Origin of the sequence: uncultured Sphingomonas sp., assembly GCF_936927845.1 — a bacterium.
GTDB lineage: Bacteria > Pseudomonadota > Alphaproteobacteria > Sphingomonadales > Sphingomonadaceae > Sphingomonas.
The window spans coordinates 238,714-259,345 of the sequence record NZ_CAKZHV010000059.1 but is presented as its reverse complement, the minus strand read 5'-3'; the positions used below and the strand labels follow the sequence as shown (position 1 = coordinate 259,345).

The 20,632-nt window shown below is 67.1% G+C and carries 19 protein-coding genes; 13 read left to right on the top strand and 6 right to left on the bottom strand.

What is annotated here, in order from left to right; genetic code table 11:
• Nucleotides 1–21: 21 nt before the first annotated feature.
• Nucleotides 22–2,472, bottom strand: coding sequence for a TonB-dependent receptor (locus Q0579_RS11595; protein WP_298812349.1), 2,451 nt, complete (start codon nucleotides 2,470–2,472; stop codon nucleotides 22–24).
• A 76-nt stretch (nucleotides 2,473–2,548) separates the two neighbouring features.
• The gene (locus Q0579_RS11590; protein ID WP_298812346.1) at nucleotides 2,549–3,625 is read right to left on the bottom strand and encodes a Gfo/Idh/MocA family oxidoreductase; all 1,077 of its coding nucleotides are present in this window, start codon (nucleotides 3,623–3,625) and stop codon (nucleotides 2,549–2,551) included.
• Nucleotides 3,626–3,679: 54 nt separating this feature from the next.
• On the opposite strand from Q0579_RS11590, the gene Q0579_RS11585 reads away from it, so the two are divergent.
• From Q0579_RS11585 to Q0579_RS11565, 5 genes are read left to right on the top strand one after another with little or no spacing between them, the layout of a single operon-like run.
• On the top strand, nucleotides 3,680–4,588 hold the full coding sequence (locus tag Q0579_RS11585; RefSeq protein WP_298812343.1) for an aldo/keto reductase: 909 nt from the start codon (nucleotides 3,680–3,682) through the stop codon (nucleotides 4,586–4,588).
• A gap of 35 nt (nucleotides 4,589–4,623) precedes the next feature.
• A complete protein-coding gene (locus Q0579_RS11580; protein WP_298812340.1) occupies nucleotides 4,624–5,694 on the top strand; it encodes an LLM class flavin-dependent oxidoreductase in 1,071 nt (356 codons plus the stop codon).
• Nucleotides 5,695–5,718: 24 nt separating this feature from the next.
• Nucleotides 5,719–6,306 (top strand): NADPH-dependent FMN reductase, encoded by a 588-nt coding sequence (locus tag Q0579_RS11575; RefSeq protein ID WP_298812339.1) that lies wholly within the window; start codon nucleotides 5,719–5,721, stop codon nucleotides 6,304–6,306.
• The gene (locus Q0579_RS11570; RefSeq protein WP_298812337.1) at nucleotides 6,287–7,519 is read left to right on the top strand and encodes a molybdopterin-dependent oxidoreductase; all 1,233 of its coding nucleotides are present in this window, start codon (nucleotides 6,287–6,289) and stop codon (nucleotides 7,517–7,519) included. The genes Q0579_RS11575 and Q0579_RS11570 overlap by 20 nt, the downstream gene beginning before the upstream one ends.
• A complete protein-coding gene (locus Q0579_RS11565; protein ID WP_298812331.1) occupies nucleotides 7,516–7,860 on the top strand; it encodes a cytochrome C nitrite reductase in 345 nt (114 codons plus the stop codon). The genes Q0579_RS11570 and Q0579_RS11565 overlap by 4 nt, the downstream gene beginning before the upstream one ends.
• Nucleotides 7,861–7,878: 18 nt before the next feature.
• Here Q0579_RS11565 and Q0579_RS11560 read toward each other — a convergent pair whose 3' ends face one another.
• Entirely contained in the window at nucleotides 7,879–9,207 is a 1,329-nt protein-coding gene (locus tag Q0579_RS11560) for a cation:proton antiporter (RefSeq protein ID WP_298812328.1), read from the bottom strand.
• Nucleotides 9,208–9,483: 276 nt separating this feature from the next.
• Between Q0579_RS11560 and Q0579_RS11555 the strand changes: the two genes are divergently transcribed.
• The 6 genes from Q0579_RS11555 to phaR all read left to right on the top strand — a co-directional run bounded on the left by Q0579_RS11555 (nucleotide 9,484) and on the right by phaR (nucleotide 15,788).
• A complete protein-coding gene (locus Q0579_RS11555) occupies nucleotides 9,484–10,005 on the top strand; it encodes a ferritin-like domain-containing protein (protein ID WP_298812325.1) in 522 nt (173 codons plus the stop codon).
• Between the two features lie 157 nt (nucleotides 10,006–10,162).
• Nucleotides 10,163–11,275, top strand: coding sequence for a DUF47 family protein (locus Q0579_RS11550; RefSeq protein ID WP_298812322.1), 1,113 nt, complete (start codon nucleotides 10,163–10,165; stop codon nucleotides 11,273–11,275).
• Nucleotides 11,276–11,293: 18 nt separating this feature from the next.
• Nucleotides 11,294–12,307 carry an inorganic phosphate transporter gene (locus Q0579_RS11545; RefSeq protein ID WP_298812319.1) on the top strand — a complete coding sequence of 338 codons (1,014 nt, stop codon included), beginning with the start codon at nucleotides 11,294–11,296 and terminating at the stop codon, nucleotides 12,305–12,307.
• Between the two features lie 69 nt (nucleotides 12,308–12,376).
• On the top strand, nucleotides 12,377–13,990 hold the full coding sequence (locus Q0579_RS11540) for an MFS transporter (RefSeq protein WP_298812317.1): 1,614 nt from the start codon (nucleotides 12,377–12,379) through the stop codon (nucleotides 13,988–13,990).
• A 69-nt stretch (nucleotides 13,991–14,059) separates the two neighbouring features.
• Nucleotides 14,060–15,103: an alanine racemase gene (gene alr, locus Q0579_RS11535; RefSeq protein WP_298812314.1), complete on the top strand. Its 1,044-nt coding sequence runs from the start codon at nucleotides 14,060–14,062 to the stop codon at nucleotides 15,101–15,103.
• Between the two features lie 118 nt (nucleotides 15,104–15,221).
• Nucleotides 15,222–15,788 (top strand): polyhydroxyalkanoate synthesis repressor PhaR, encoded by a 567-nt coding sequence (phaR, locus tag Q0579_RS11530; RefSeq protein WP_298812312.1) that lies wholly within the window; start codon nucleotides 15,222–15,224, stop codon nucleotides 15,786–15,788.
• Between the two features lie 33 nt (nucleotides 15,789–15,821).
• Here phaR and Q0579_RS11525 read toward each other — a convergent pair whose 3' ends face one another.
• On the bottom strand, nucleotides 15,822–16,613 hold the full coding sequence (locus Q0579_RS11525; RefSeq protein ID WP_298812309.1) for a methyltransferase domain-containing protein: 792 nt from the start codon (nucleotides 16,611–16,613) through the stop codon (nucleotides 15,822–15,824).
• A gap of 39 nt (nucleotides 16,614–16,652) precedes the next feature.
• Between Q0579_RS11525 and Q0579_RS11520 the strand changes: the two genes are divergently transcribed.
• A complete protein-coding gene (locus Q0579_RS11520) occupies nucleotides 16,653–16,874 on the top strand; it encodes a hypothetical protein (protein WP_298812307.1) in 222 nt (73 codons plus the stop codon).
• A 51-nt stretch (nucleotides 16,875–16,925) separates the two neighbouring features.
• On the opposite strand, the gene Q0579_RS11515 is transcribed toward Q0579_RS11520, so the two are convergent.
• Complete coding sequence (locus Q0579_RS11515) at nucleotides 16,926–18,131, bottom strand: aspartyl protease family protein (protein ID WP_298812304.1); 1,206 nt, start codon at nucleotides 18,129–18,131, stop codon at nucleotides 16,926–16,928.
• 63 nt (nucleotides 18,132–18,194) lie between these two features.
• Nucleotides 18,195–19,721, bottom strand: coding sequence for a CpaF family protein (locus Q0579_RS11510; protein ID WP_298812300.1), 1,527 nt, complete (start codon nucleotides 19,719–19,721; stop codon nucleotides 18,195–18,197).
• Between the two features lie 340 nt (nucleotides 19,722–20,061).
• Here Q0579_RS11510 and Q0579_RS11505 point away from each other — a divergent pair, with 340 nt between their 5' ends.
• Nucleotides 20,062–20,631 (top strand): F0F1 ATP synthase subunit delta, encoded by a 570-nt coding sequence (locus Q0579_RS11505; protein WP_298812297.1) that lies wholly within the window; start codon nucleotides 20,062–20,064, stop codon nucleotides 20,629–20,631.
• Nucleotide 20,632: the final 1 nt, after the last annotated feature.

Sequence of the window (20,632 nt, the reverse complement as noted above, 5' to 3'; positions counted from 1 at the left end):
CTTTTCTTGTATGGGCGGTGATTAGAAGTTCACGCGCGCGTTGACGCCGTAATAGCGGTCGGCCTCGCGCGGGATGATGTAGCGGTAGCTGCCACCCGGCCCGCCCGAGGTGATCGCCGCGGCGAAGCTCTGGTCGAACAGGTTCTTGACCTGGAAGTTCAGGCGGAAGCGATCGTTCGCCTCCACGATCCCCGCCTGCACGTCGACCAGGCCATAGCCCTTGATCGTGGTCGCGTCGCGCACCGCCTGGCTCGCGTCGAGCTGCGAGAGCTGCTTTGACTGGTACGACCCTTGCGCACCCAGCGCGACGTCGATCGCGCCGCCGGTGCGGATGCGGTAATCGGCGCCGAGCGAGCCTTTCCACTTCGGCGCATAGGCGAGCGTGGTGCCGTTCGGGATCACGCCCGTGGTCACGCCGTTAGCGGGCACGCGGAACTGGTCGATATGCGCGTCGGTGTAGGCGAGACCGCCCGAAAACGACAGGTCGCGCACCGGCTGGAACAGGATGTCGAGCTCGCCGCCGCGCGTCGAGATTTGCCCCGCGTTGGTGAAGCGCGTGACCACCACGCCCTCGATCACGTCTGGGTTGTTCGCCTGGAAGTTGTAATATTTGGCGTAATAGCCCGCCAGGTTGATCACCAGCTTGCCACCGAACAAGGTGTTCTTCAGACCCACTTCGTAACTGTCGGCGGTTTCCGGCTGGATAACATTGGTGCCGGTGCCGGTCAGATTGTAGAAGATGTTGAACGCCGGTCCCTTATACCCGCGCGAATAGGTCGCGTAGGCGGTCGATTGACGTACGATATCGTATTGCAGGCCGACACGCCCCGACCAATTGTCGTTGGTCGTCTTGCCACGGAACGGCACGCCGTTTGAGGCGGGCACCGCCTGCGTCGCTGCGACGACCGGGGAGATGCCGGCGCGGACGAGGCGCACGTACTCGTTGTACACGCCCTGGTCGAAATTGGGCGAGATGCCCGGGCCCGTCAGCGCAGTCTGGCGGCTGTGGAACACGTCCAACTGGTCGGTGGTGTAACGCACCCCGACGATGCCGCGCAGCTTGTCGGTGAAGTTGAGCGTACCCTGGCCGAAGAAGGCGAGGTTCTTGAACACCGATCCGAACACCGCCGTGCCGGTCGGGCGGGTTACGGTCAGGCCCGGCGTCGAGCACGGCACCGGCACCGCCGGGGCAGGGGTGCACACCACGTCGCTGCGCGTGAAGGTTCGCGTCGTCTCCGCGCGCGAGTAGAAAGCGCCGAGCACGTAGGAGAAGAACTGGTCCGACGGGCTCGTCAGCCGCACTTCCTGCGTGATCGTGTTCGACGTCTGCGGGCCAACGTCGTGGAGCTGGTTGAACGTCGTGTACGCGCGCGGAAGCCAGTCGCCGTCGCGGATCTCGGTGTTGTCGTACTCGCGGTAGGAACCGATGTAGGTGATCGTCTGGGTGCCGAGCGTCCAGTCGGCCTGGCCCGACACGCCCCAACTCTTCTCGTCGGTGTGCGTGATCAGGTCCTGATTGATCCGCCGCGTGCGATCACCCTGCGGCGTCGGCAGCACGCCCGAGTTGATGAAGCCATTGACCTGCGCGACCGTGGTGGCGTTGGTCACGGTCGGACCGGTCCCGATCACCTCGGCGCAGCAATCGTCGTTCGACTCGCGGTAATCGCCGATGATCGTGATGGTCAGGTCGGGGGTCGGATCGGCGACGATCATCCCGCGCACGCCCCAATGGTCGTAACCGTTGACGCGGCGACCGCCGTAGGCGTTGTTGCGGATGTTGCCGTCGTAATTGCCGTAGAAGCCGGTGACGCGCGCGGCGATGCCCTCGCTCAGGGGCAAGTCGAGCGCGCCGCGGACGCGATATTCGTTGCCGTTGCCGAAATAATAGCCGCCGTCGACGAAGCCGCCGAAGTCCTTGCCCGGCCGCTTGGTGACGATGTTGATGACGCCCGCCGAGGTGTTCTTGCCGAACAACGTGCCCTGCGGCCCGCGCAGCACCTCCAGCCGATCGATGTCGATCAGGTCGCTGAACGCCTCTCCCGCCCGGCTGTACACGACGCCGTCGACGACCGTGGAGATCGACGGCTCACCCGCGATCGAGAAGGTCGAGGTGCCGACGCCGCGCAGGAACAGCGACTGATTGATCGCGGTACCCGATTTGCGAAAGTTGAGCGTCGGGACGAGATATTGCGCGCCCTCCAGGTTGACCGCGCCCTTGGCCGCAATCGCGTCGCCCGAGAGGACCGACACGGCGATCGGCACGTCCTGCAACCGCTCGGAGCGTTTCTGCGCGGTGACGATGATGTCACCCGGCTCGTTCGCCGCATCCTGCGTGCCCGTGTCGGTGCCGACATCGCCGGCCGCGGTCGCGCTGCCGGTACCCGTCGTCGTCTCGGGCGTGGTCGTCTGCGCGGCGACAGGCACCGCCATCAGCGCGAGCCACGCACTGCCCATGGTCAACATCGTCTTCATCTCTGTCCCTCCCTAAAAACCTACTCTCTCGCTGGAGAATTAGGTCAGCGTTGTCACTCAACTTTGCCTTGTGCGTCTAGAACCCCAGTTCGCTCATCTCCACGACGCGGTGCTCGCGCGCGCTGATCTCGGCGGCGGTGCCGATCGCGACCGCCATCAACCCGTCGCGCGCGGTCACCTCGACCGCGCCTTCACCGCGAACCGCCGCGTTGAAGCGCTGATGCTCGTAGAAGGTCGAGCCGTGGTGACTGCCCGCGTTCAGCGCGGTCTCGTCGACGTGGACGGTCGTGCGTTCGACCTGCTTGGGGTTCATGAACCCGACGCGCGGCGAATAGACGATCTCGCCGTCGGGGATCAGCACGTCGAGCCGCGCCTTGTCGCCGACCGCGGTGATCTCCTCCTGATTGGTCGCGCCGTCGGCGAACATCGACAGGTCGAGTATCGCGCGCACGCCGTTGGCGAAATCGACCGTCGTGTAGCTGTTGTCGAGGATGTCGGGGGTGCGGCCGTCGTAGGTTTCGTCGAGGTGGTTCACGTCCATCGACCCTGAGCAATAGACCCGCACCGCTTCCGACTGCGTGATCAGCCGCATCAGATCGAAGAAGTGGCAGCATTTCTCCACCATCGTGCCACCGGTGTTCGCGTTGAAGCGGTTCCAGTCGGCGACCTTTTCCAGAAACGGAAAGCGATGCTCGCGGATCGACAGCATCTTGAGCGCACCGATGCGCCCGCCGTGCACCTGCTGGATGAACTCGGCGGCGGGCGGCATGTAGCGATATTCCATCGCGGTCCAGAACGGGCGGCTGCTCGCTTCCGCCTGCTCGACGATCCAGCGCGCGTCAGGGATCGTGGTGGCGAGCGGCTTCTCGCATAGGATCGCCAGCCCCTCGCCGAACAAGGGCGTCAGCACGTCGCGGTGGGTGTAGTTCGGGCTGGCGACGATCACCGCGTCGACGAGGCCGCTTCTCGCGAGCTCGGCGGAGGAGGCAAAGGACTGCACACCCTCCGCGCGGCCGCCCAGCGCCTTCTTCGCCCAGCCGAGCGAGCGCTCGGTCGGATCGGCGATCGCGGTCACCACCGCACCCGGCGTGATCGCCAGGTTGTTGAGATGCTCGACCCCCATCATGCCGGTGCCGACCAGGCCGTAACGCACTTGCCCTTCCAAAGCCCTTGCTCCTCTCAACTCGTAGTTCTACGTATGACAACGATGTCTGAAATCACTCTATCGCCCGAACCACGTCCTCTCGGCAAGAGCGGATTGACTGTCAGCCCGATCGCATGGGGGATGTGGCGCTTCGCCGGCGTCTCTCCGGCGGAAGGACGCGCGCTGATCGAAGCGGCGTTCGACGCCGGGGTCACGCTGTTCGACACCGCCGACATCTACGGCTTCGACGGCAGCGGCGGCTTCGGCGATGCCGAGTCGCTGCTGGGTGAGGTGTTCGCCGAATCGCCGGGCCTACGTGACCGCATGGTGCTTGCTACCAAGGGCGGGATCACTCCGCCGGTGCCGTACAATTCGAGCGCGGCCTATCTGGCGAAGGCGCTCGACGATTCGCTGCGCCGCATGAAGGTCGATTCGGTCGATCTGTACCAGATCCACCGCCCCGACATCCTCGCGCACCCGCAGGAGGTTGCCCGCGCGCTCGACGACATGGTGTCCTCGGGCAAGGTCAAGGCGGTCGGCGTATCGAACTATACGCCTGATCAGACGCGCGTGCTCGCCTCGTTCCTGTCGGTGCCGCTCGCCTCGCAGCAGCCCGAATTCTCGCCGCTGTTCCTGGAGCCGCTCACCAACGGGCTGATCGACCAGGCGATGGAGATGGATCTCGCGGTGCTCGCCTGGTCGCCGCTCGGCGGCGGGCGGATCGGCACGCCGGGTAGCCCACGCGAACAGGCAGTGGCCGAGGCGCTCGAGACGGTGGCGGCGCGCTTCGGTGTCAGCCGCGCGGCGGCGACCTACAGCTGGATCATGGCGCATCCGGCGCGGATCATTCCGATCGTCGGCACGCAGAACACCGCGCGCATCGCCGAGCTCGCCGATGCCTTCAAGGTCAGCTGGTCGCGCCAGGATTGGTACGACGTGCTGGTCGCCGCGCGCGGCGAGCGGCTGCCGTAACCGACATACAGCAACGAATGAGAGGGGAGAGGGCGATGAGCGATACCACGCGTGGGCCGTGCGAGATTTCGTGGTTCTCGGCGCTGTGCGACGACGATTACGAGTTTCTGGGCGTGCCCGATCCGAAGCTGAAATCGTCGTGGGAGCATTGCCGCGACATCGTGCAGCAGGCGGAGACGGGCGGGTTCGACAACATCCTGCTTCCCTCGGGCTACGCGCTCGGGATCGACACCACCGCCTTCGCTGCCGCGATCGCGACGCTGACACGGGCCATCCACCTGCTGATGGCGGTGCGCGTCGGTGAAAGCTGGCCGCCGCAACTCGCGCGGCAGATCGCCACGATCGACCAGATCGCGCGCGGGCGATTGAAGATCAACATCATCTCCTCCGACCTGCCGGGTGAGAAGCTCGCCTCCGCGCCGCGCTATCAGCGGACGGTCGAGGCGATGCAGATCCTGAAGACGCTCTTGAACGGCGAGCATCTGAACCACCAGGGCGAGTTCTGGAAGCTCGACGTCGATCCCGCGGGGGTGAAGACCTTCTCAGGCAAGGCGCCGCCGCTCTATTTCGGCGGCCTGTCACCCGACGCGCGCGACGCGGCGGCGCGTGCGTGTGACGTGTATCTGATGTGGCCCGACACCAAGGAAAAGGTGGCGGAAATCATCGCCGACATGACGAAGCGCGCCGCCGACTACGGCCGCACGCTCAGGTTCGGCTACCGCGCGCACATCATCGTTCGTGACACCGAAACCGAGGCGCGCGCCTACGCCGACCGCCTGCTCTCGAAGCTCGACGCGGAGGAGGGCGCGCAGATTCGCGCCAAGTCGCTCGACGCCACCTCGATGGGCGTCGCCGCGCAGGCGGCGCTGCGCGAAGGCGCGTCGGACGACGGCTATGCCGAGGAGAATCTGTGGACCGGCGTCGGGCGCGCGCGCTCGGGCTGCGGTGCGGCGATCGTCGGCGATCCTGATCAGGTGCTCGCCAAGCTGCAGATGTACCGCGACATGGGAATCGACGCCTTCATCCTGTCGGGTTATCCCCATGCGGCGGAGGCGGACCTGTTCGCGCGTCACGTGCTGCCGCGGATCGACCACGCGCCGCTGTGAGGCGGGCAGACAAGGAACGTCGCGGTGAGTAAGCCATTGGTGGTGGGGATCGGCGGCACGATCGGCGGGCTGTCCTCGACCGAGCGCGCGCTCAGGATCGCGCTGGAAGCGGCGGGCGAGCAGGGGTTCTGCACGCGCCTGTTCGGCGGCGACGCACTCGCGCGGCTTCCGCTCTACGATCCCAAGGCGACCAGCCGGACGGACGAGGAACAGGCGTTCGTCGCCGCGGTGCGTCAGGCGTCGGCCGTGATCATCGCCAGCCCCGGCTATCACGGCAGCATCTCGGGCGTGGTCAAGAACGCGCTCGACCTGCTGGAGGAAACCGCCCGCGACGCGGAGCGGCCGTACCTCGCAGACGTGCCCGTCGGGCTGATCGCGACCGCCTATGGCTGGCAGGCGACCGGCTCGACGATCGCGGCGCTGCGCTCGATCGTCCACGCGCTGCGCGGCTGGCCAACGCCCTTTGCCGCCGCGATCAACAGCCAAGTGACCAAGTTCGACGACGAGGGCGGCGCGAGTGACGCCGCCGTGGTCGAGCAGCTACGTCTGGTCGGGCGGCAGGTCGCGCGCTTCGCGCCATTGGTGGTGCACGATGCCGCCGCGCTGGCTTAATCCGGCGCCTGACCGCCGCGAGGCGCTCGCATTGCTCGGGCTCGGCGGTGCCAGCCTGATCGGTGGGGGCCTTGCGACCGGCGCAGCGGCGCAGCAGGTCGATCTCGGCTTCGCCGGCGGCACGCGTCAGCTCGCGGGCGACTGGCCGCAGAAGGGCAGCATGATCGTGCTGCGCGAGCGCGCGCCGCTGCTGGAGACGCCGCTCTCCGCGATGGACGGCGCGGTGTTCACGCCCAACGATCGCTTCTTCGTCCGCTGGCATTATCAGGACATCCCGACCGCGGTTGATCCCGCCACCTTCCGCCTGCGCGTCGGTGGCGCGGTCCGCCGTCCGCTCGCGCTCTCGCTCGCCGACCTCTTGAAGCTGCCGCGCGTCGAGATCGCCGCCATCAACCAATGCTCGGGCAACTCACGCGCCTTGTTCAGCCCTCGCGTGCCCGGCGCGCAATGGGGTGACGGCGCGATCGGCAATGCGCTCTGGAGCGGGGTGCGCCTGCGCGACGTGCTCGACCTCGCCGGCGTCGCGCCCGGTGCGGTGAACGTGCGTGTCTCCGGGCTCGACCGCCCGCCGCCCGGCGCGCCGTGGTTCGCGAAATCGCTCGCTCTCGATCACGCGCGCGACGGTGAGGTGATGATCGCGCTCGCGATGAACGGCGCACCCTTGCCGATGCTCAACGGCTACCCGATCCGTCTGATCGTGCCGGGCTGGTATTCGACCTATTGGGTCAAGGCGCTCGACCGGATTGAGGTGCTGACGCAGCCGGACGACAATTACTGGATGGCGAAGGCGTACAAGATTCCCGCGACGCCGAACGCGGGCGTGCAGCCGGGCGCGAAGGACTTCCCGACCGTTCCGATCAACCGCATGACGCCGCGCGCCTTCTTCACCAGCGTCGACCGTGCAACGAAGGTGGTGGCGGACGATCCCTTCTACGTCCGCGGGCTCGCGATGGGCGGCGCGAGCGCGGTCGCGCGCGTCGATCTGTCGATGGATGCGGGCAAAACCTGGCACGCAGCAAGGCTCGGCCCCGATCAGGGCAAGTACGGCTTTCGGCTATGGGAGGCGACGATTGGTGGGTTGCCGCGCGGTGGCTATCGCCTGTGGGCGCGCTGCACCAACGCTGACGGACAGGCGCAGTCGATGGACGCGATCTGGAACCCCGGCGGCTATATGCGCAGCCAGATCGCCTCAATCGCGGTGACCGCGGCATGAGGGCGCTGATCCTCGCGAGCGCCGCGCTGCTCGCCGCCTGCTCGGCCGAGCCCGACGCACCAGCCACGAAGCCAAGCGGCGCGCTCCAGCCGGTCAGCATCACGCTGCCCGCGGAAACCGCCGCGCTGCCCGCAACCCCGGCGGGCGAGCTCGTCACGCAGCGCTGCACCGCGTGCCATTCCGCCGACATGATCGCGCGCCAGCCCCCGCTGACGGCCGAGAAGTGGCAGGCAACCGTCACCAAGATGCGCGAAGCCTATCACGCGCCGATCACCCCCGCGGACGAACCCGCGATCGTCGCCGCGCTCGTCACCTTGCAGGGCGCACCGCCCCCACGTTGACCACAAATATGCTGACGCCTAGCGCGCGGGCACGCCACCCAGTTCGCCGCTCGCGCGACCGTGACGGCCGTAGACCCACTCGAACAGCGGGCTCGCCATCATCGTCGTGACGATCGCCATCAGCACCAGCATCGCGAACAGCGTCGGGCCGATGATGCCTTTCTGCAGCCCGATGTTGATGATGATCAGCTCCATCAGCCCGCGCGAGTTCATCAATGCGCCGATGCCCAGCGCGGTGCGGTTGTCCTCGCCTGCCAGCCGCGCCGCCAGATAGCACGCACCACCCTTTGCCAGCACCGACGCCGCCAGGATCACCAATGCCACGGCCAGAAGCGCGGGCGAGCTGACCGTGTCCATCCGCGTGTTGAGCCCCGAATAGGTGAAGAACATCGGCAGCAGCAGCACGACGGTCAGCGGTTCGATCTTGCGGCGGATCTCCTCGGTCAGCGTGCCCCGCGGCATCACCACGCCCATGATGAACCCGCCGAAGATCGCGTGGATGCCGACGGCGTCCATCAGAAAGGCGGAGGCGCAGAAGGCGATCAGCACCACCGCCAGCAACGGCGGCGTCAACTCTCCGCTGCGCTCCACCGCGCGCGCCAGCGGGGCGAGCAACCGCGGCCCGGCGAGCAGCACCAGCGCCGCCCACGCCACCCCGCCACCGATCGCCAGGATGGCGACGCCCGCGCCGCCGCCGAACGTCGCCAGCACGATTGCGAGCACGCACCACGAACACGCATCGTCGAACGCACCAGCCGTCAGCGACAGGGTACCGAGCGCCGAGTCCGCCAACCCGCGCTCGTTGATGATCCGCGCCAGCATCGGAAACGCGGTCAGCGCGATGCACGCACCCAGGAACAACGTTGCGTTGAACGGGCTGATCCCGGCTGCAAACAGTCCCGGTACGCCCAACAGCCACGGCGTTAGCAGAATCGCGACCCCGAACGGCGCGGCGATCCCGGCGAGCGACACCACCGACGCGCTGCGTGCCTTTGATCGGAAATGGTCGAGCCTCAGCGTCGTGCCGACCAGAAACATGTAGAGCCCGACGCCGAGCTGCGCCCCGGCGTAGAGGACGTTCTTCGTTTCCTTGGGGAAGATCGCGCCTTGCAACTCGGGAGCCAATAACCCCAGCAGCGAGGGGCCGAGCAAGACGCCCGCGATCATCTCGCCCACCACCTGCGGCTGGCCGAGCGCGACGCGTCCGATCCACCCGACCACGCGACAAGCGATCAGGATAACCGCGAGCTGGAGAAAGAAGTGGATCGAGAAATCGCCCTGCGCGTAGCTGGCACTACCCGCGACGAGCGGTCCGTGCGCGTTCAACACGCCCCCCAGCGTGCGCATCAGACTATCGTACCAATCCTGCATCGTCGCGTTCCCCACCCGATGCGCGACCAACGCCAAACAGCGCGCATTTGCAAGTTGTCGCGGGTCGCAACAATGGCGGCGTTGCTGGTGCCGGCGGTCAGCCAGAGTGGTTAACCTGCATCAAACGCGTAATTTTCTCGGGAACGCGCGGGTCGAACCACGCTTTGTCGCGGCACGTCCGGTTGCGGCGACGGCCTCTGGTCGGGCCGCGCCGGACACCCGCCTTTGCCTTTTCGCGCATGGAGAAACGACATGGCCAGCTACCCCATCGACGTCGTCCAGTCGGTGTTCGTCACCGGATTGAAGAATGCGCACGGCGTCGAGCATCAGGCGCTCGCGCTGATCGATCGCCAGCTCGATCATCTGGAGAATTACCCGCAGGTCGCCGATCGCCTGCGCCTCCACCGCAGCGAAACCGAGCAGCAGATCGAGCGGCTGGAGGAAATCCTCGCGACGTTCGGCGAGACGCACTCGACGCTGAAGGACATCGGCCTGTCGATCTCAGGCAATCTCGCCGCGATCGCGCACGTCTTCGCCCCCGACGAGATACTGAAGAACACCTTCGCCAATTTCGCGTTCGAGAATTTCGAGGCGGCGAGCTACAAATCGCTCATCACGCTCGCCGACGCGGGCAGCTTCGGCAAGGCGACGCCGTTGCTCACCACCTCGCTCAACGAGGAACTCTCGATGGCGAACTGGGTCGACGAACATAATGCGGAACTGACGCTCGCCTACGTTCAGCGCCGCGCGGCGGGCGATACCGCCAGCCACTGACCACCGCCCGTCGTCCCGGCGGCAAGCGATCCAACGACGCCTCGGGCTGTACGGCTCCGGGGCGTCGCTGTAAGTAGGGCATGGCGTCGGCGCGCACCACGTCGATGGCGTCACGCATCCGAACCGGGGGGTCGTTCCAATCCGACAGATCGCTGCCTTGCCGTACCGCATCGATGTCGCGGCAGGTGGTGAGGGCGTGTGCGTGCTGCTCGTCACCTCGCGCGGCACCGGGCGCTGGGTCATCCCCAAGGGCAACATCGGCCCCGGCAGTACCTTGCCCGCCGCCGCCGCGCAGGAAGCGGAGGAGGAAGCCGGCGTGTGCGGCGCACTCTGCCCGGTGCCGCTCGGCGCCTATCGCTATCGCAAGCGGCGCGGCAGTGGCGCATCGCTGATGATCGACGTCGACGTCTTTCCGCTCGCGGTGACGCAGGAACTGCCGACGTGGAAGGAGCAGGGGGAGCGCGAGCGCCGCTGGTTCTCGCTCGCCGAGGCGGCCGAGCGCGTCGACGAACCCGACTTACGCGAACTGATCCGATCGTTCGCGCCGTCGCAGTTCCGCGTTGCAGTGCAACAATCCGGTGCTAGGGCGACCGCGAATCGGACTTCAAACCAAAAGTGGGGTACAATGTTCGCGTGGTTTCAGCGGCTGCTGCCGAAAACCGGTAATTTCTTCGAGATGTTCGAGGCGCATGCCGCGACCGTTCTCGCCGGCGCAGAGGCAACCGCGCGGCTGCTGGAGGGCGGTCCTTCCGCCAAGGAGCATATCCGCGAGATCGTCGAGCGCGAGCACGACGCCGACGCGATCACCCGCGACGTGCTGAAAACGGTGCGCGCGACCTTCCTGACGCCGTTCGACCGCGGCGCGATCACCGCATTGATCGGCGCGCTCGACGACACGATCGACGAGATGCAGGTCTTCGCCGCGGCGTGCGACCTCTACGAAGTGACCGAGTTCGAGCCCGAGATGCGCGACATGGCCGCGATCATCGTCGACGCCGCGCGCGTCACCGCGGAGGCCATACCACTGCTGCGCGACGTCGCGCGCAACGGTGATCGCCTGCACGAACTGACCGAACGCGTGGTGCGTATCGAAGGTCATGCCGACGAAATCCACGCCGCCGGCCTCAAGCGCTCGTTGCAGAAGCACGGCGCCAGCGACACGCTGCGCTTCGTGGTCGAGCGCGAGCTCTACAAGCATCTGGAGCGCATCGTCGACGCGTTCGAGGACGTCGCCGACGAGATCGACGGCATCGTCATCGATCACGCCTGACCGGCCGGCTGCGCTCAGATGCACGAACTCGCCTTTCCGCTGCTCGTCGGCCTGATCGCCGTCGCGCTCGCCTTCGACTATCTGAACGGCCTTCACGACGCCGCCAATTCGATCGCCACCGTGGTCGCGACCCGACTGCTGTCGCCGGTCAAGGCCGTGCTGTTCGCCGCGGTGTTCAACTTCGCGGCCTATTTCCTGACCATCGCCTTCCCCAGCTTGCACGCGGTGGCAGAAACGATCGGCAAGGGATTGATCGACAAGGATGTCGTTACCCCCGCGGTCATCTTCGGCGCGCTCGGCGGGGCGATGACGTGGAACGTCATCACCTGGCTACGCGGCATTCCGTCATCGAGCAGCCACGCACTCGTCGGCGGGTTGATCGGCGCAGGCGTCGCGCACGCCGGGATCGGCGGTATCCAATGGGGCGGGCTCAACAAGACCGTGCTCGCGATCGTGTTGTCGCCGCTCCTCGGCATGATCCTCGCCATGCTCGTCATGCTGCTGTCGAGCTGGGCGTTTCGCCGCTCGACCTCGGTCCAGGCCGAGCGGAGCTTTCGCGCGCTTCACCTCTTGTCGTCCGCCGCTTACTCGCTCAGCCACGGGTTGAACGACGCGCAGAAGACGATGGGGATCATCACCGTGCTGCTCTACTCGACCGGTCGCCTGTCGGGTCCGTTCGAGGTGCCGCATTGGGTCGCGATCAGCTGCTACGTCGCGATCGCGCTCGGTACGATGACGGGCGGGTGGAAGATCATTGAGACGATGGGCTCGCGCATCACCAAACTGTCGCAGCACCAGGGTTTCTCTTCTTCGCTCGCGGGATCGATCGTGCTGTTCACCGCCAGCGCGCTCGGTATCCCCGTGTCGACCACGCACACGATCACCGGCGCGATCATCGGTGCCGGCACCGCGCGCCGCGCCTCCGCGGTCCGCTGGGGCGTCGCGCAGAGCGTGGTGATCGCGTGGATCATCACCATTCCGGCCTCTGCCGCCGTCGGCGCATTGTTCTACGGCCTGACGCGCCTTTTCTGACCGGGCTGTTCTGATCCTTGCCTCGCCCGCCGTCACGCGACATGACGGCGGGCAGGGGAGGACGGGCAGATGGCCGCAGCAATGATCGACGGTGAAGAGGCGCCGAGCCACGGTGACATCCGGCTCGTCATCTCCGCCTCCGCGCTCGGCACCGTGTTCGAATGGTACGATTTCTTCATCTACGGCACGCTCGCCGCCTCGGGGATCATCGGCCGCGCCTTCTTCCCCGCGGGTAACGAGACGGTGCAGACGCTGCTCGCCTGGGCGGGCTTCGCGGTCGGCTTCGGGTTCCGCCCGCTCGGCGCTGCGCTGTTCGGCTATCTGGGCGACCGGCTCGGGCGCAAATACACCTTTCTCGTCACGATCACTTTGATGGGTATTGCAACCGCCGGCGTCGGCCTGACGCCGTCCGCCGCCTCGATCGGTTACGCCGCGCCTGCGATCGTGCTGCTCCTGCGGATCGCGCAGGGGCTGGCACTCGGCGGCGAATATGGTGGCGCGGCGATCTACGTCGCCGAACATTCGCCGCCGGGACGCTCGGGCTTCTACACCAGCTTCATCCAGGCAGGCGTCGTCGGCGGGTTCATCCTCAGCCTCGCAGTCATCCTCCTGTTCAAGGCGCTGGTGCCCGGCGCGGCGTGGGAGGCGTGGGGCTGGCGATTGCCGTTCCTGTTCTCGCTCCTGCTGCTCGCGATCTCGCTCTGGATGCGGTTGAAGTTGTCGGAGAGCCCCGTCTTCCAGCGGATGCGCGCCGCGGGTGAGCGCGCGGTCAATCCGCTGAAGGAAAGCTTCACCTATCCCGGCAACATCCGCCGCATGGTCGTCGCGCTGTTCGGGATCGCCGCCGGGCTGACCGTGATCTGGTACACCGCGATGTTCACCGTGTTGTCGTTCCTGCAGACGACGATGCGCGTCGAGGAAACCACCGCGCAGCTCATCACCGGTTTCGGCGTGCTGATGGGGACGGGCTGGTTCCTGCTGTTCGGCCACGTCAGCGACCGGGTCGGGCGCAAGAAGCCGATCGTCCTCGGCTACGTCCTGACCCTCGCGCTGCTGTTTCCGATCTTCTGGACGATCGGTGCCGCGGCCAATCCCGCCCTCGCCCGCGCGGCGCAAGCGAACCCGGTGGTCGTCGCCGGTGCCGACTGCCGCTACAGCCCGTTCGACAAGCAACAGGCGACCGCGTGCGGCAAGCTGCTCGACGCACTGTCTAAGAAGGGCGTGCCCTATACCACGCAAGCCGCCGCGCAGACCCGCGTCACGATAGGGCAGGCATTGGTCACCGACACCTCGCCGGCCGGGCTCGACGCGGCACTCGCGCGCGGCGGCTATGACCTTGCCAAGGTGAAGCCGTCGGCGGCCAACATCGCGCTGATCCTGCTCGCGATCCTTGCCATGTCGATGCTGTCGGGGATCACCTACGGTCCCGTCGCTGCCTTGCTGGCCGAGATGTTCCCGCCTGCGATCCGTTATTCGTCGCTGTCGATCCCCTACCACCTCGGCACCGGCTATTTCGGCGGCTTCCTGCCCTTCATCAGCCAGTACATCGTCGCCAAGACCGGCGATCCCTATGCCGGGCTGTGGTACACCTGGGGCGTCACGTTGCTGGCGCTGGTCGTCACGGTGATCGGGCTCAAGGAAACCCGCCCCACCGACGTGGACGCGCCCGACGCGGTGGCGTGATCGCGCGCGAGGGCGTAGGGGCGCGCGGATGATCGATCAGTGTTGCCCCGACTTGCCCACCGACCTGACATGAACGCGCCGCACCGCCTCGCGCTCGACGGCGCCGCCTTGACGGCCAACTGGCAAGCCCTCGCGCGTCTGAGCGGCACGGCCGCGTGCGGCGCCGCGGTCAAGGCCGACGGCTACGGCCTCGGCGCGCGCGCGGTGGTCGCGCGACTGCTCGCCGCGGGTTGTCGCGACTTCTTCGTGTCGTCGTGGAACGAGGCGCGGGCGCTCGCCGACATCGACTTGGCGAGTGCGGGCGCGACGCTGTCGGTCCTTCACGGCGTGCGCGACGAGGACATGGCGGTGGCGCGTGAACTGGGTGCACGCCCGGTGCTCAACACGCCGGCGCAGGTGCAACGCTGGTGCGATGCGGGCGGGGGGGCATGCGACGTGATGGTCGATACGGGCATGAACCGCCTGGGTATCGCCGCCGCCGACGTCGCCTCCGGATTGCTCGACGGGCTCGCGCTCGACACGCTGATGAGTCATCTCGCCTGCGCCGACGAGGCAAGCGCGATGAACGAGCGCCAGCGCGACCGCTTCGCGGCGCTCGCCGGTCGGACGCGTGCGAAGCGGATGAGCCTCGCCAATTCCGCCGGCATCACGCTTGGCGCCGACTATCATTTCGACCTGACCCGGCCCGGCCTCGCGCTCTACGGCGGCCTGCCGGTCGCCGCGCTCGGCGAAGCGATCCGTCCGGTGGTGCGGGTCGAGGCGCAGGTGCTGCAACGCCGCACCGTCGCTATGGGCGAGAGCGTCGGCTACAACGCCACCTGGATTGCGCCTGCCGAAACCGAGGTCGCGATCGTCAACCTGGGCTACGCCGACGGATATTGGCGCGGCTTCTCCGACACCGGTACCGCCTTCGCCGCGGACGCCGTGTTACCGGTGATCGGGCGCGTGTCGATGGACCTGGTCGCGCTCGACGTGAGCCACGCCAACCTGGCGGAAGGCGACTGGATCGCGTTCGACCCCGACCTGCCGCGCGCCGCCGCTGCCTCGGGCATGAGCCAATATGAGCTGGTCACGGGCCTCGGCCACCGCTTCGATCGCATCTGGCGCGACTGAGCGCGCGCGCGCATGCTGCGCAGCATCAACTGTCCCACGCTGCAACGCCGCGGACGTGTTGCAGCGCGGCAGCGGGTACGATAGCCTCGTTCAACAAGCTGAAAAGGCGAGGGCGAGGATGAAGAAACAACGTACCGACGGCACCGTCATCATCAAGAAATACGCCAATCGCCGGCTCTACAATACCGAGAGTTCGTCCTACATCACGCTCGATCACCTCGCCGCGATGACGCGCGCGGGACGCGACTTCAAGGTACTCGACGCGAAGACGGACGAGGACATCACGCACAATGTCCTGACCCAGATCATCATGGAAGAAGAGAGCCGCGGGCAGACGATGCTGCCGGTGCCGTTCCTGCGCCAATTGATCGCGCTGTACGGCGATTCCATGCAGGCGATGGTGCCAGGTTACCTCGAAGCATCGATGGATAGCTTCCACCGCAACCAGGCCGAGTTCAAGACCGCGGTCGAAGGTGCCTTTGCCGGGTCGCCCTTCGCCGAGATCGCGAAGCGCAACATGGAGATGTTCGAGGCGGCGGCGAACGCGTTCACGCCCACCGCCGCCAAGCCGGCCCCCTCGGCGTCGTCCTCGTCGTCCTCATCGACCACCAAGGACGACGAGATCGCCGCGCTCAAGGCCGAACTCGCCAAGCTGCAGGACAAGGTCGAGAAGCTGGTCCGGTGAGCAACGCCGCCGCGCCGCCCACCGGCGCGCGGCTCAGCGCGGCTTGACGAAGCGCAGCGTCATGCGGTCGCTCTCGCCGATCGCGGCATATTTCGCGCGGTCCGCGTCTCCGGCGGCATAGGTCGGCGGCAGCGTCCACACGCCTTTGGGGTAATCCGCCGTGTCCTTGGGGTTGGCGTTGACCTCGGATGATCCCGCCAGCTTGAAGCCGGCCTGCTCCGCCAGTTGGCGAACCGTTGCCACCTTCAGATAGCCGCTCTCGCGCTCGCGCGCGGTGTCGGCGGAGGCGGGCAGGCGGTGGTCGACGATCCCCAGCGTGCCGCCGGGCTTGAGCATTGTGTACCATGACTTGAACACGTTCGCGGCCGATTGCCCGCCCGCCATCGTCAGATTGTGGACGTTGCGAAAGGTGAGCACCACGTCCTGGCTGTTCGCGGGAACGGTGGATGCGCCCGTCGCCGGATCAACGGTCGCGACCGCACCGCTCGCCCCTTTGCTCGCCAGCATCTGCCGCACGCCCTCCGCCGCCTTCGCCGAGGTGACGAGCGCGGTGTAACTGCCTCCATTCGCGGGGATGCGTGCCAGGATCTGGCTGTACCAGCCGCCGCCCGGGCTGTACTCGACCACCTTCTTGGTCGGGGTTACGCCGAAGAAGGCGAGCGTTTCGACCGGATGGCGATAGCGATCGCGCGCGCGATCGGCTTCGCTGCGCGCGGGATCGGCGACCGCGCGTGCGACTGCGGGATCGGCCTTGGGCGCCGCGGCATGGACGCCGACCGCGAGGGCGAGTGTGACGGGAAGGGCGGCGAGGGTGAGGCGGCGCATGGCAACTCCTTTGATCGTGGCGCGCAGGCTGGACGAGCGATGAACGTGTTTCAAGTGGTCGCCGACGCGAGCGAGCGGCAGATCGCGAGTGGGATCGTTGCTGCGCTCTGCCTCGTCGTCGCGGTTGTCGCATCGTTTCGCGAACGTCGCCGCGCGACCCGGCACGATCCCGATGCGGTGGGCTGGGTCGACTGGACCAACGTGCAGATGCTCGCGCTCATCACACTGGCGGGTGCGCTGCTGGTGTTGGGGAAGGGTTGAGAGGGTAATGGTCGGGTGTCGCGACCTGACCGGCGGCGTGGCAGTCCGCGGTCAGTAGAAATTGGCGAGCGTCAGGCGGCGCTCGGTGCCGTTGCACAAGCGCAGCGTCACGGTGCGACCGGGCGTGCCCGCACTCCAGCGTGCAAGCGCGCTGGTCGGATAGGCGGGCGTGATCGCCTCGCCATCGATCCGGCAGATCAGATCGCCAACGCGCCACCCTGCGACGGCTGCCGGCCCGCCGCGCATGACGTGGAGCACTTTCAACCGATCGCGCGCGATGCCCAGCAACAGCCCGCTGGTCGACCGCAGCGGCGGCTTGTCGGCGTCGGGCCCGGGCAACAGCAGCATCTGCCCCGCCGCAGGGTCCAGCAGCACGCGGTAGTTCTGCAAAAATCCGGATCCTATCCGTCCGGCGACGCCGATCTTGTCGGAAAAGCCGCCGCTCGGCTCGACACGCACCTCAACGTTGCGCGCCACGGTCTTGCCGACGACCATCTGCGGCACGATCGCGACCTCGCTGACCACCGGGCCGGCGAGCCCGAAAGACACGGTTGTCGTCGTCGTGCGGCTCGGCATCCGCGCGGTGTTCCATGCGGCAGTGCCAAGCGTCACCGCCGATCCGTCACCGGTGTCGACCACCATCGGGCGCAGCTCCGCGCCGCCCAGCACGACCGAACTCACGTACACCAGCCGGTCGGGTGCGATCGTCAGCTGCGATGACGTGCCCGCGAACGGGGTACGGCCCGAGCGCAGGAAGCGGAACCGTCGTTGCGCGTAGTCGATGTCGAGCGCGTAGTCGGCGGTCAGATCGCGCCCGACCAGCAGGTCGACTGCGGTGGCGCTGCCCGTCGCAGTCGCGGGCAGGTCGGCGACCGCCAGCCCGCCGCCATCGCGCCGCAAGCCGCCGATCGCGAGCGTGCGCGTCGCCACCCAGCCCACCGGCACCGATCCGCCGATCACATCGGCCTTGGCTTGCCCCCGCACGCGCAGGTGTTGCGCCTCCGCGTAGCGCCGCGCGACCACCGAGTAACTGACGCCGGTGTCGAGAATGGCGCTGACTGGGCGGCCTTCCAGCGACATGACGAAACGGATCTGGTTGCCCGGCGTGAACTCGAACGGGATCCAGCGCTCCTCGTGATCGGCCGACAAGGCCTGCGTGCCCGCCGGCACGGCCGAGGCCGGCGCTGCGGCGAGGAGGAAAAGGGCAGCAAGAAACGACACGCCGCCCGTGTAGCGCGACGAGGCGCGCCGCGACACGGCTGATTTATGTCATGACCGGCCCGTGCCTCCGGAAGGGCACGGGCTCATGGTCAGCCGCGTTTACAGGCAGGCTTCGAGGAACGCCTGGTCGAACCCGAACTGCTTGGCCTTGTCGATCGTGTACGGGCGAAGCCCCATCGCGCGATACTCGCCGATGATCTTGCCGTCGGCGCTCTCGTCGAGATACTCGAACTTGAACAACTCCTGCGTGACGATCACCGGGCCTTCCATACCGATCACCTCGGTGATGTTGGTCACGCGGCGCGAACCGTCGCGCAGGCGCTTCACCTGGATGATCATGTCGACGCTGTCGGCGATCTGGCGGCTGATCGCTTCCTTCGGCACCTTGATGTCGGACATCATCACCATGTTCTCCATACGCGCCAGCGCCTCGCGCGGGGAGTTGGAGTGGAGCGTACACATCGAGCCGTCGTGGCCGGTGTTCATCGCCGCGAGCATGTCGAAACACTCGGACCCGCGAATTTCGCCCAGGATGATGCGGTCGGGGCGCATACGTAGCGCGTTTTTCACGAGGTCGCGGATGCTGATCTCGCCCTGACCCTCCAGGTTCGCCGGCCGCGTCTCCAGCGGCAGCCAGTGCGGCTGCTGCAGCCGAAGTTCGGCCGCATCCTCGATCGTCAGCACGCGCTCGCCCGGATCGATCATCTTGGACAAGGCATTCAGCATTGTCGTCTTGCCCGAGCCGGTACCGCCCGAGATCACGACGTTGAACCGGCACGCGCCCGCGATCTTCAGCGCGGTCGCCATCTTGGTGCTCATGCTGCCGAACCCGGCCATCATGTCGAGCGTGATCGGCTTGGCGGAGAATTTGCGGATCGAGATCGCGGTGCCCTTGAGGCTCAAGGGCGGCACGATCACGTTGACGCGGCTACCGTCCTTCAGGCGCGCGTCGGCAAGCGGGCTGGTCTGGTCGACGCGACGGCCGACCGAGTTGCAGATGCGCTGCGCGATCTGGAACAGATGCTCCTCGTCGCGGAACTGGATCTGCGCGAGCTCCAATTTGCCCTTGCGCTCGACAAAGGTCTGGTCGGGGCCGTTGACCATGATGTCGCTGATGTCGGCGTCGGCGAGCAGTTCCTCGAGCGGCCCGAGGCCCAGCAACTCGTCGACCAGCACCTTTTCCAGCGCAAACTGCTCACGCCGGTTGAGCGTGAGGCGCAGCTCGGCCAGCACCTCGCCGATGATCGGGCGGAATTCCTCTGCCAGCTCGTCCTTGCCCAGCGTCGCCGCCGCCTCGGGGTCGACGCGTTCGAGCAGACGGGGCAGCACCTGCTCCTTGATGCGGTGGATCGATGCTTCGAACCCTTCGACGCGGCTCGACCCCGATTCCGCCGACGCGGCCTGCCGGTCGGCCAGACGCTGCATCGCGTCCATCTGCAACGCTGGCACCAGCGACTGGTCGTCGCCCGCGACTGTTCCCGCCGCCTGCAAGGTGTCGAGCGGCGGAAACTGCTCGCCCGCCGGATCGGGCTTTTGAAAGCCGCCGCCCTGCATCGGCCGCGCCACGCCGAAGCCGGGCCGCGCGCCTGCGCCACCGATGTTGTTACGACGCCCGAACGCGTTCATTCACCACGATCCTTACGGTTCCTTGATGGTGAGGTAGCGCGGCAAGGCTTGCGAATTACCTAATGGGGTGTTTGGCATCACATGCAGGTGCGCATGACACCATGCGTTGGATCACGCGCATGCCTTCGCGACCTTTTACGAACATGAAAACGGGATCATCTGCCGTTCACCGTCGTTTCACCCGGCTACGCGTCCCCGGTTGTCAACGCCGGGGACCGATGCTACGCGCCCGCCAACCCTTGCGAGGTGCCGTTCGTGCGCCATCCGTTCGCTCGGGGAGAAACCCTTAGCGGCCAGCACCCTTGGACGCGGACACTGTTAGGCAAGGAATTCGGATCGCGTGGATAGTTCCAGCGGCACACATGGTAGCAGCATCCAGGCGAGCCTGGGCGGACGCTACGCCACCGCTTTGTTCGATCTCGCGGTCGATGCGCGCCAGGTGAACGAGGTCGAGCAGAGCCTGTCGCGCGTCCGCGACGCGCTCGACCAGTCGGCCGATTTCCGCGCGCTGACCTCCTCGCCGCTCGTCGCGCGCGGGGAGGCGGCCAAGGCCGTGCTCGCGACCGCCGACGAACTCGGCGTCGACCAGACCACCAAGAACTTTCTCGGCGTCCTCGCCGAAAACCGTCGCCTGGGCCAGCTGTCCGCGATCATCCGCGCCTTCCGTCAGCTCGCCGCGCGTCACCGCGGTGAGACGACGGCCGAGGTGACGAGCGCGCACCCGCTCACCGACGATCAGGTTGCCGAGTTGAAGCAGCAGCTGCGCACCCGCGTCGGCCGCGAGGTGTCGGTCGACCTGTCGGTCGACCCCGACCTGCTCGGCGGGCTCGTGGTCCGCATCGGCTCCCAGATGATCGATTCGTCGATCCGCACCCGTTTGAATGCGCTCGCCAGCGCGATGAAAGGCTGAG

Bases quoted from the DNA above. Each gene is read 5' to 3' on its own strand.
- alr (WP_298812314.1), top strand. From the start codon at position 14,060: ATGAACGCGCCGCACCGCCTCGCGCTCGACGGCGCCGCCTTGACGGCC.
- Q0579_RS11580 (WP_298812340.1), top strand. From the start codon at position 4,624: ATGAGCGATACCACGCGTGGGCCGTGCGAGATTTCGTGGTTCTCGGCG.
- Q0579_RS11525 (WP_298812309.1), bottom strand. From the start codon at position 16,613: ATGCGCCGCCTCACCCTCGCCGCCCTTCCCGTCACACTCGCCCTCGCG.
- Q0579_RS11555 (WP_298812325.1), top strand. From the start codon at position 9,484: ATGGCCAGCTACCCCATCGACGTCGTCCAGTCGGTGTTCGTCACCGGA.
- Q0579_RS11520 (WP_298812307.1), top strand. From the start codon at position 16,653: ATGAACGTGTTTCAAGTGGTCGCCGACGCGAGCGAGCGGCAGATCGCG.
- Q0579_RS11560 (WP_298812328.1), bottom strand. From the start codon at position 9,207: ATGCGCACGCTGGGGGGCGTGTTGAACGCGCACGGACCGCTCGTCGCG.
- Q0579_RS11585 (WP_298812343.1), top strand. From the start codon at position 3,680: ATGTCTGAAATCACTCTATCGCCCGAACCACGTCCTCTCGGCAAGAGC.
- Q0579_RS11540 (WP_298812317.1), top strand. From the start codon at position 12,377: ATGGCCGCAGCAATGATCGACGGTGAAGAGGCGCCGAGCCACGGTGAC.
- Q0579_RS11510 (WP_298812300.1), bottom strand. From the start codon at position 19,721: ATGAACGCGTTCGGGCGTCGTAACAACATCGGTGGCGCAGGCGCGCGG.
- Q0579_RS11545 (WP_298812319.1), top strand. From the start codon at position 11,294: ATGCACGAACTCGCCTTTCCGCTGCTCGTCGGCCTGATCGCCGTCGCG.
- phaR (WP_298812312.1), top strand. From the start codon at position 15,222: ATGAAGAAACAACGTACCGACGGCACCGTCATCATCAAGAAATACGCC.
- Q0579_RS11595 (WP_298812349.1), bottom strand. From the start codon at position 2,472: ATGAAGACGATGTTGACCATGGGCAGTGCGTGGCTCGCGCTGATGGCG.
- Q0579_RS11565 (WP_298812331.1), top strand. From the start codon at position 7,516: ATGAGGGCGCTGATCCTCGCGAGCGCCGCGCTGCTCGCCGCCTGCTCG.
- Q0579_RS11570 (WP_298812337.1), top strand. From the start codon at position 6,287: ATGCCGCCGCGCTGGCTTAATCCGGCGCCTGACCGCCGCGAGGCGCTC.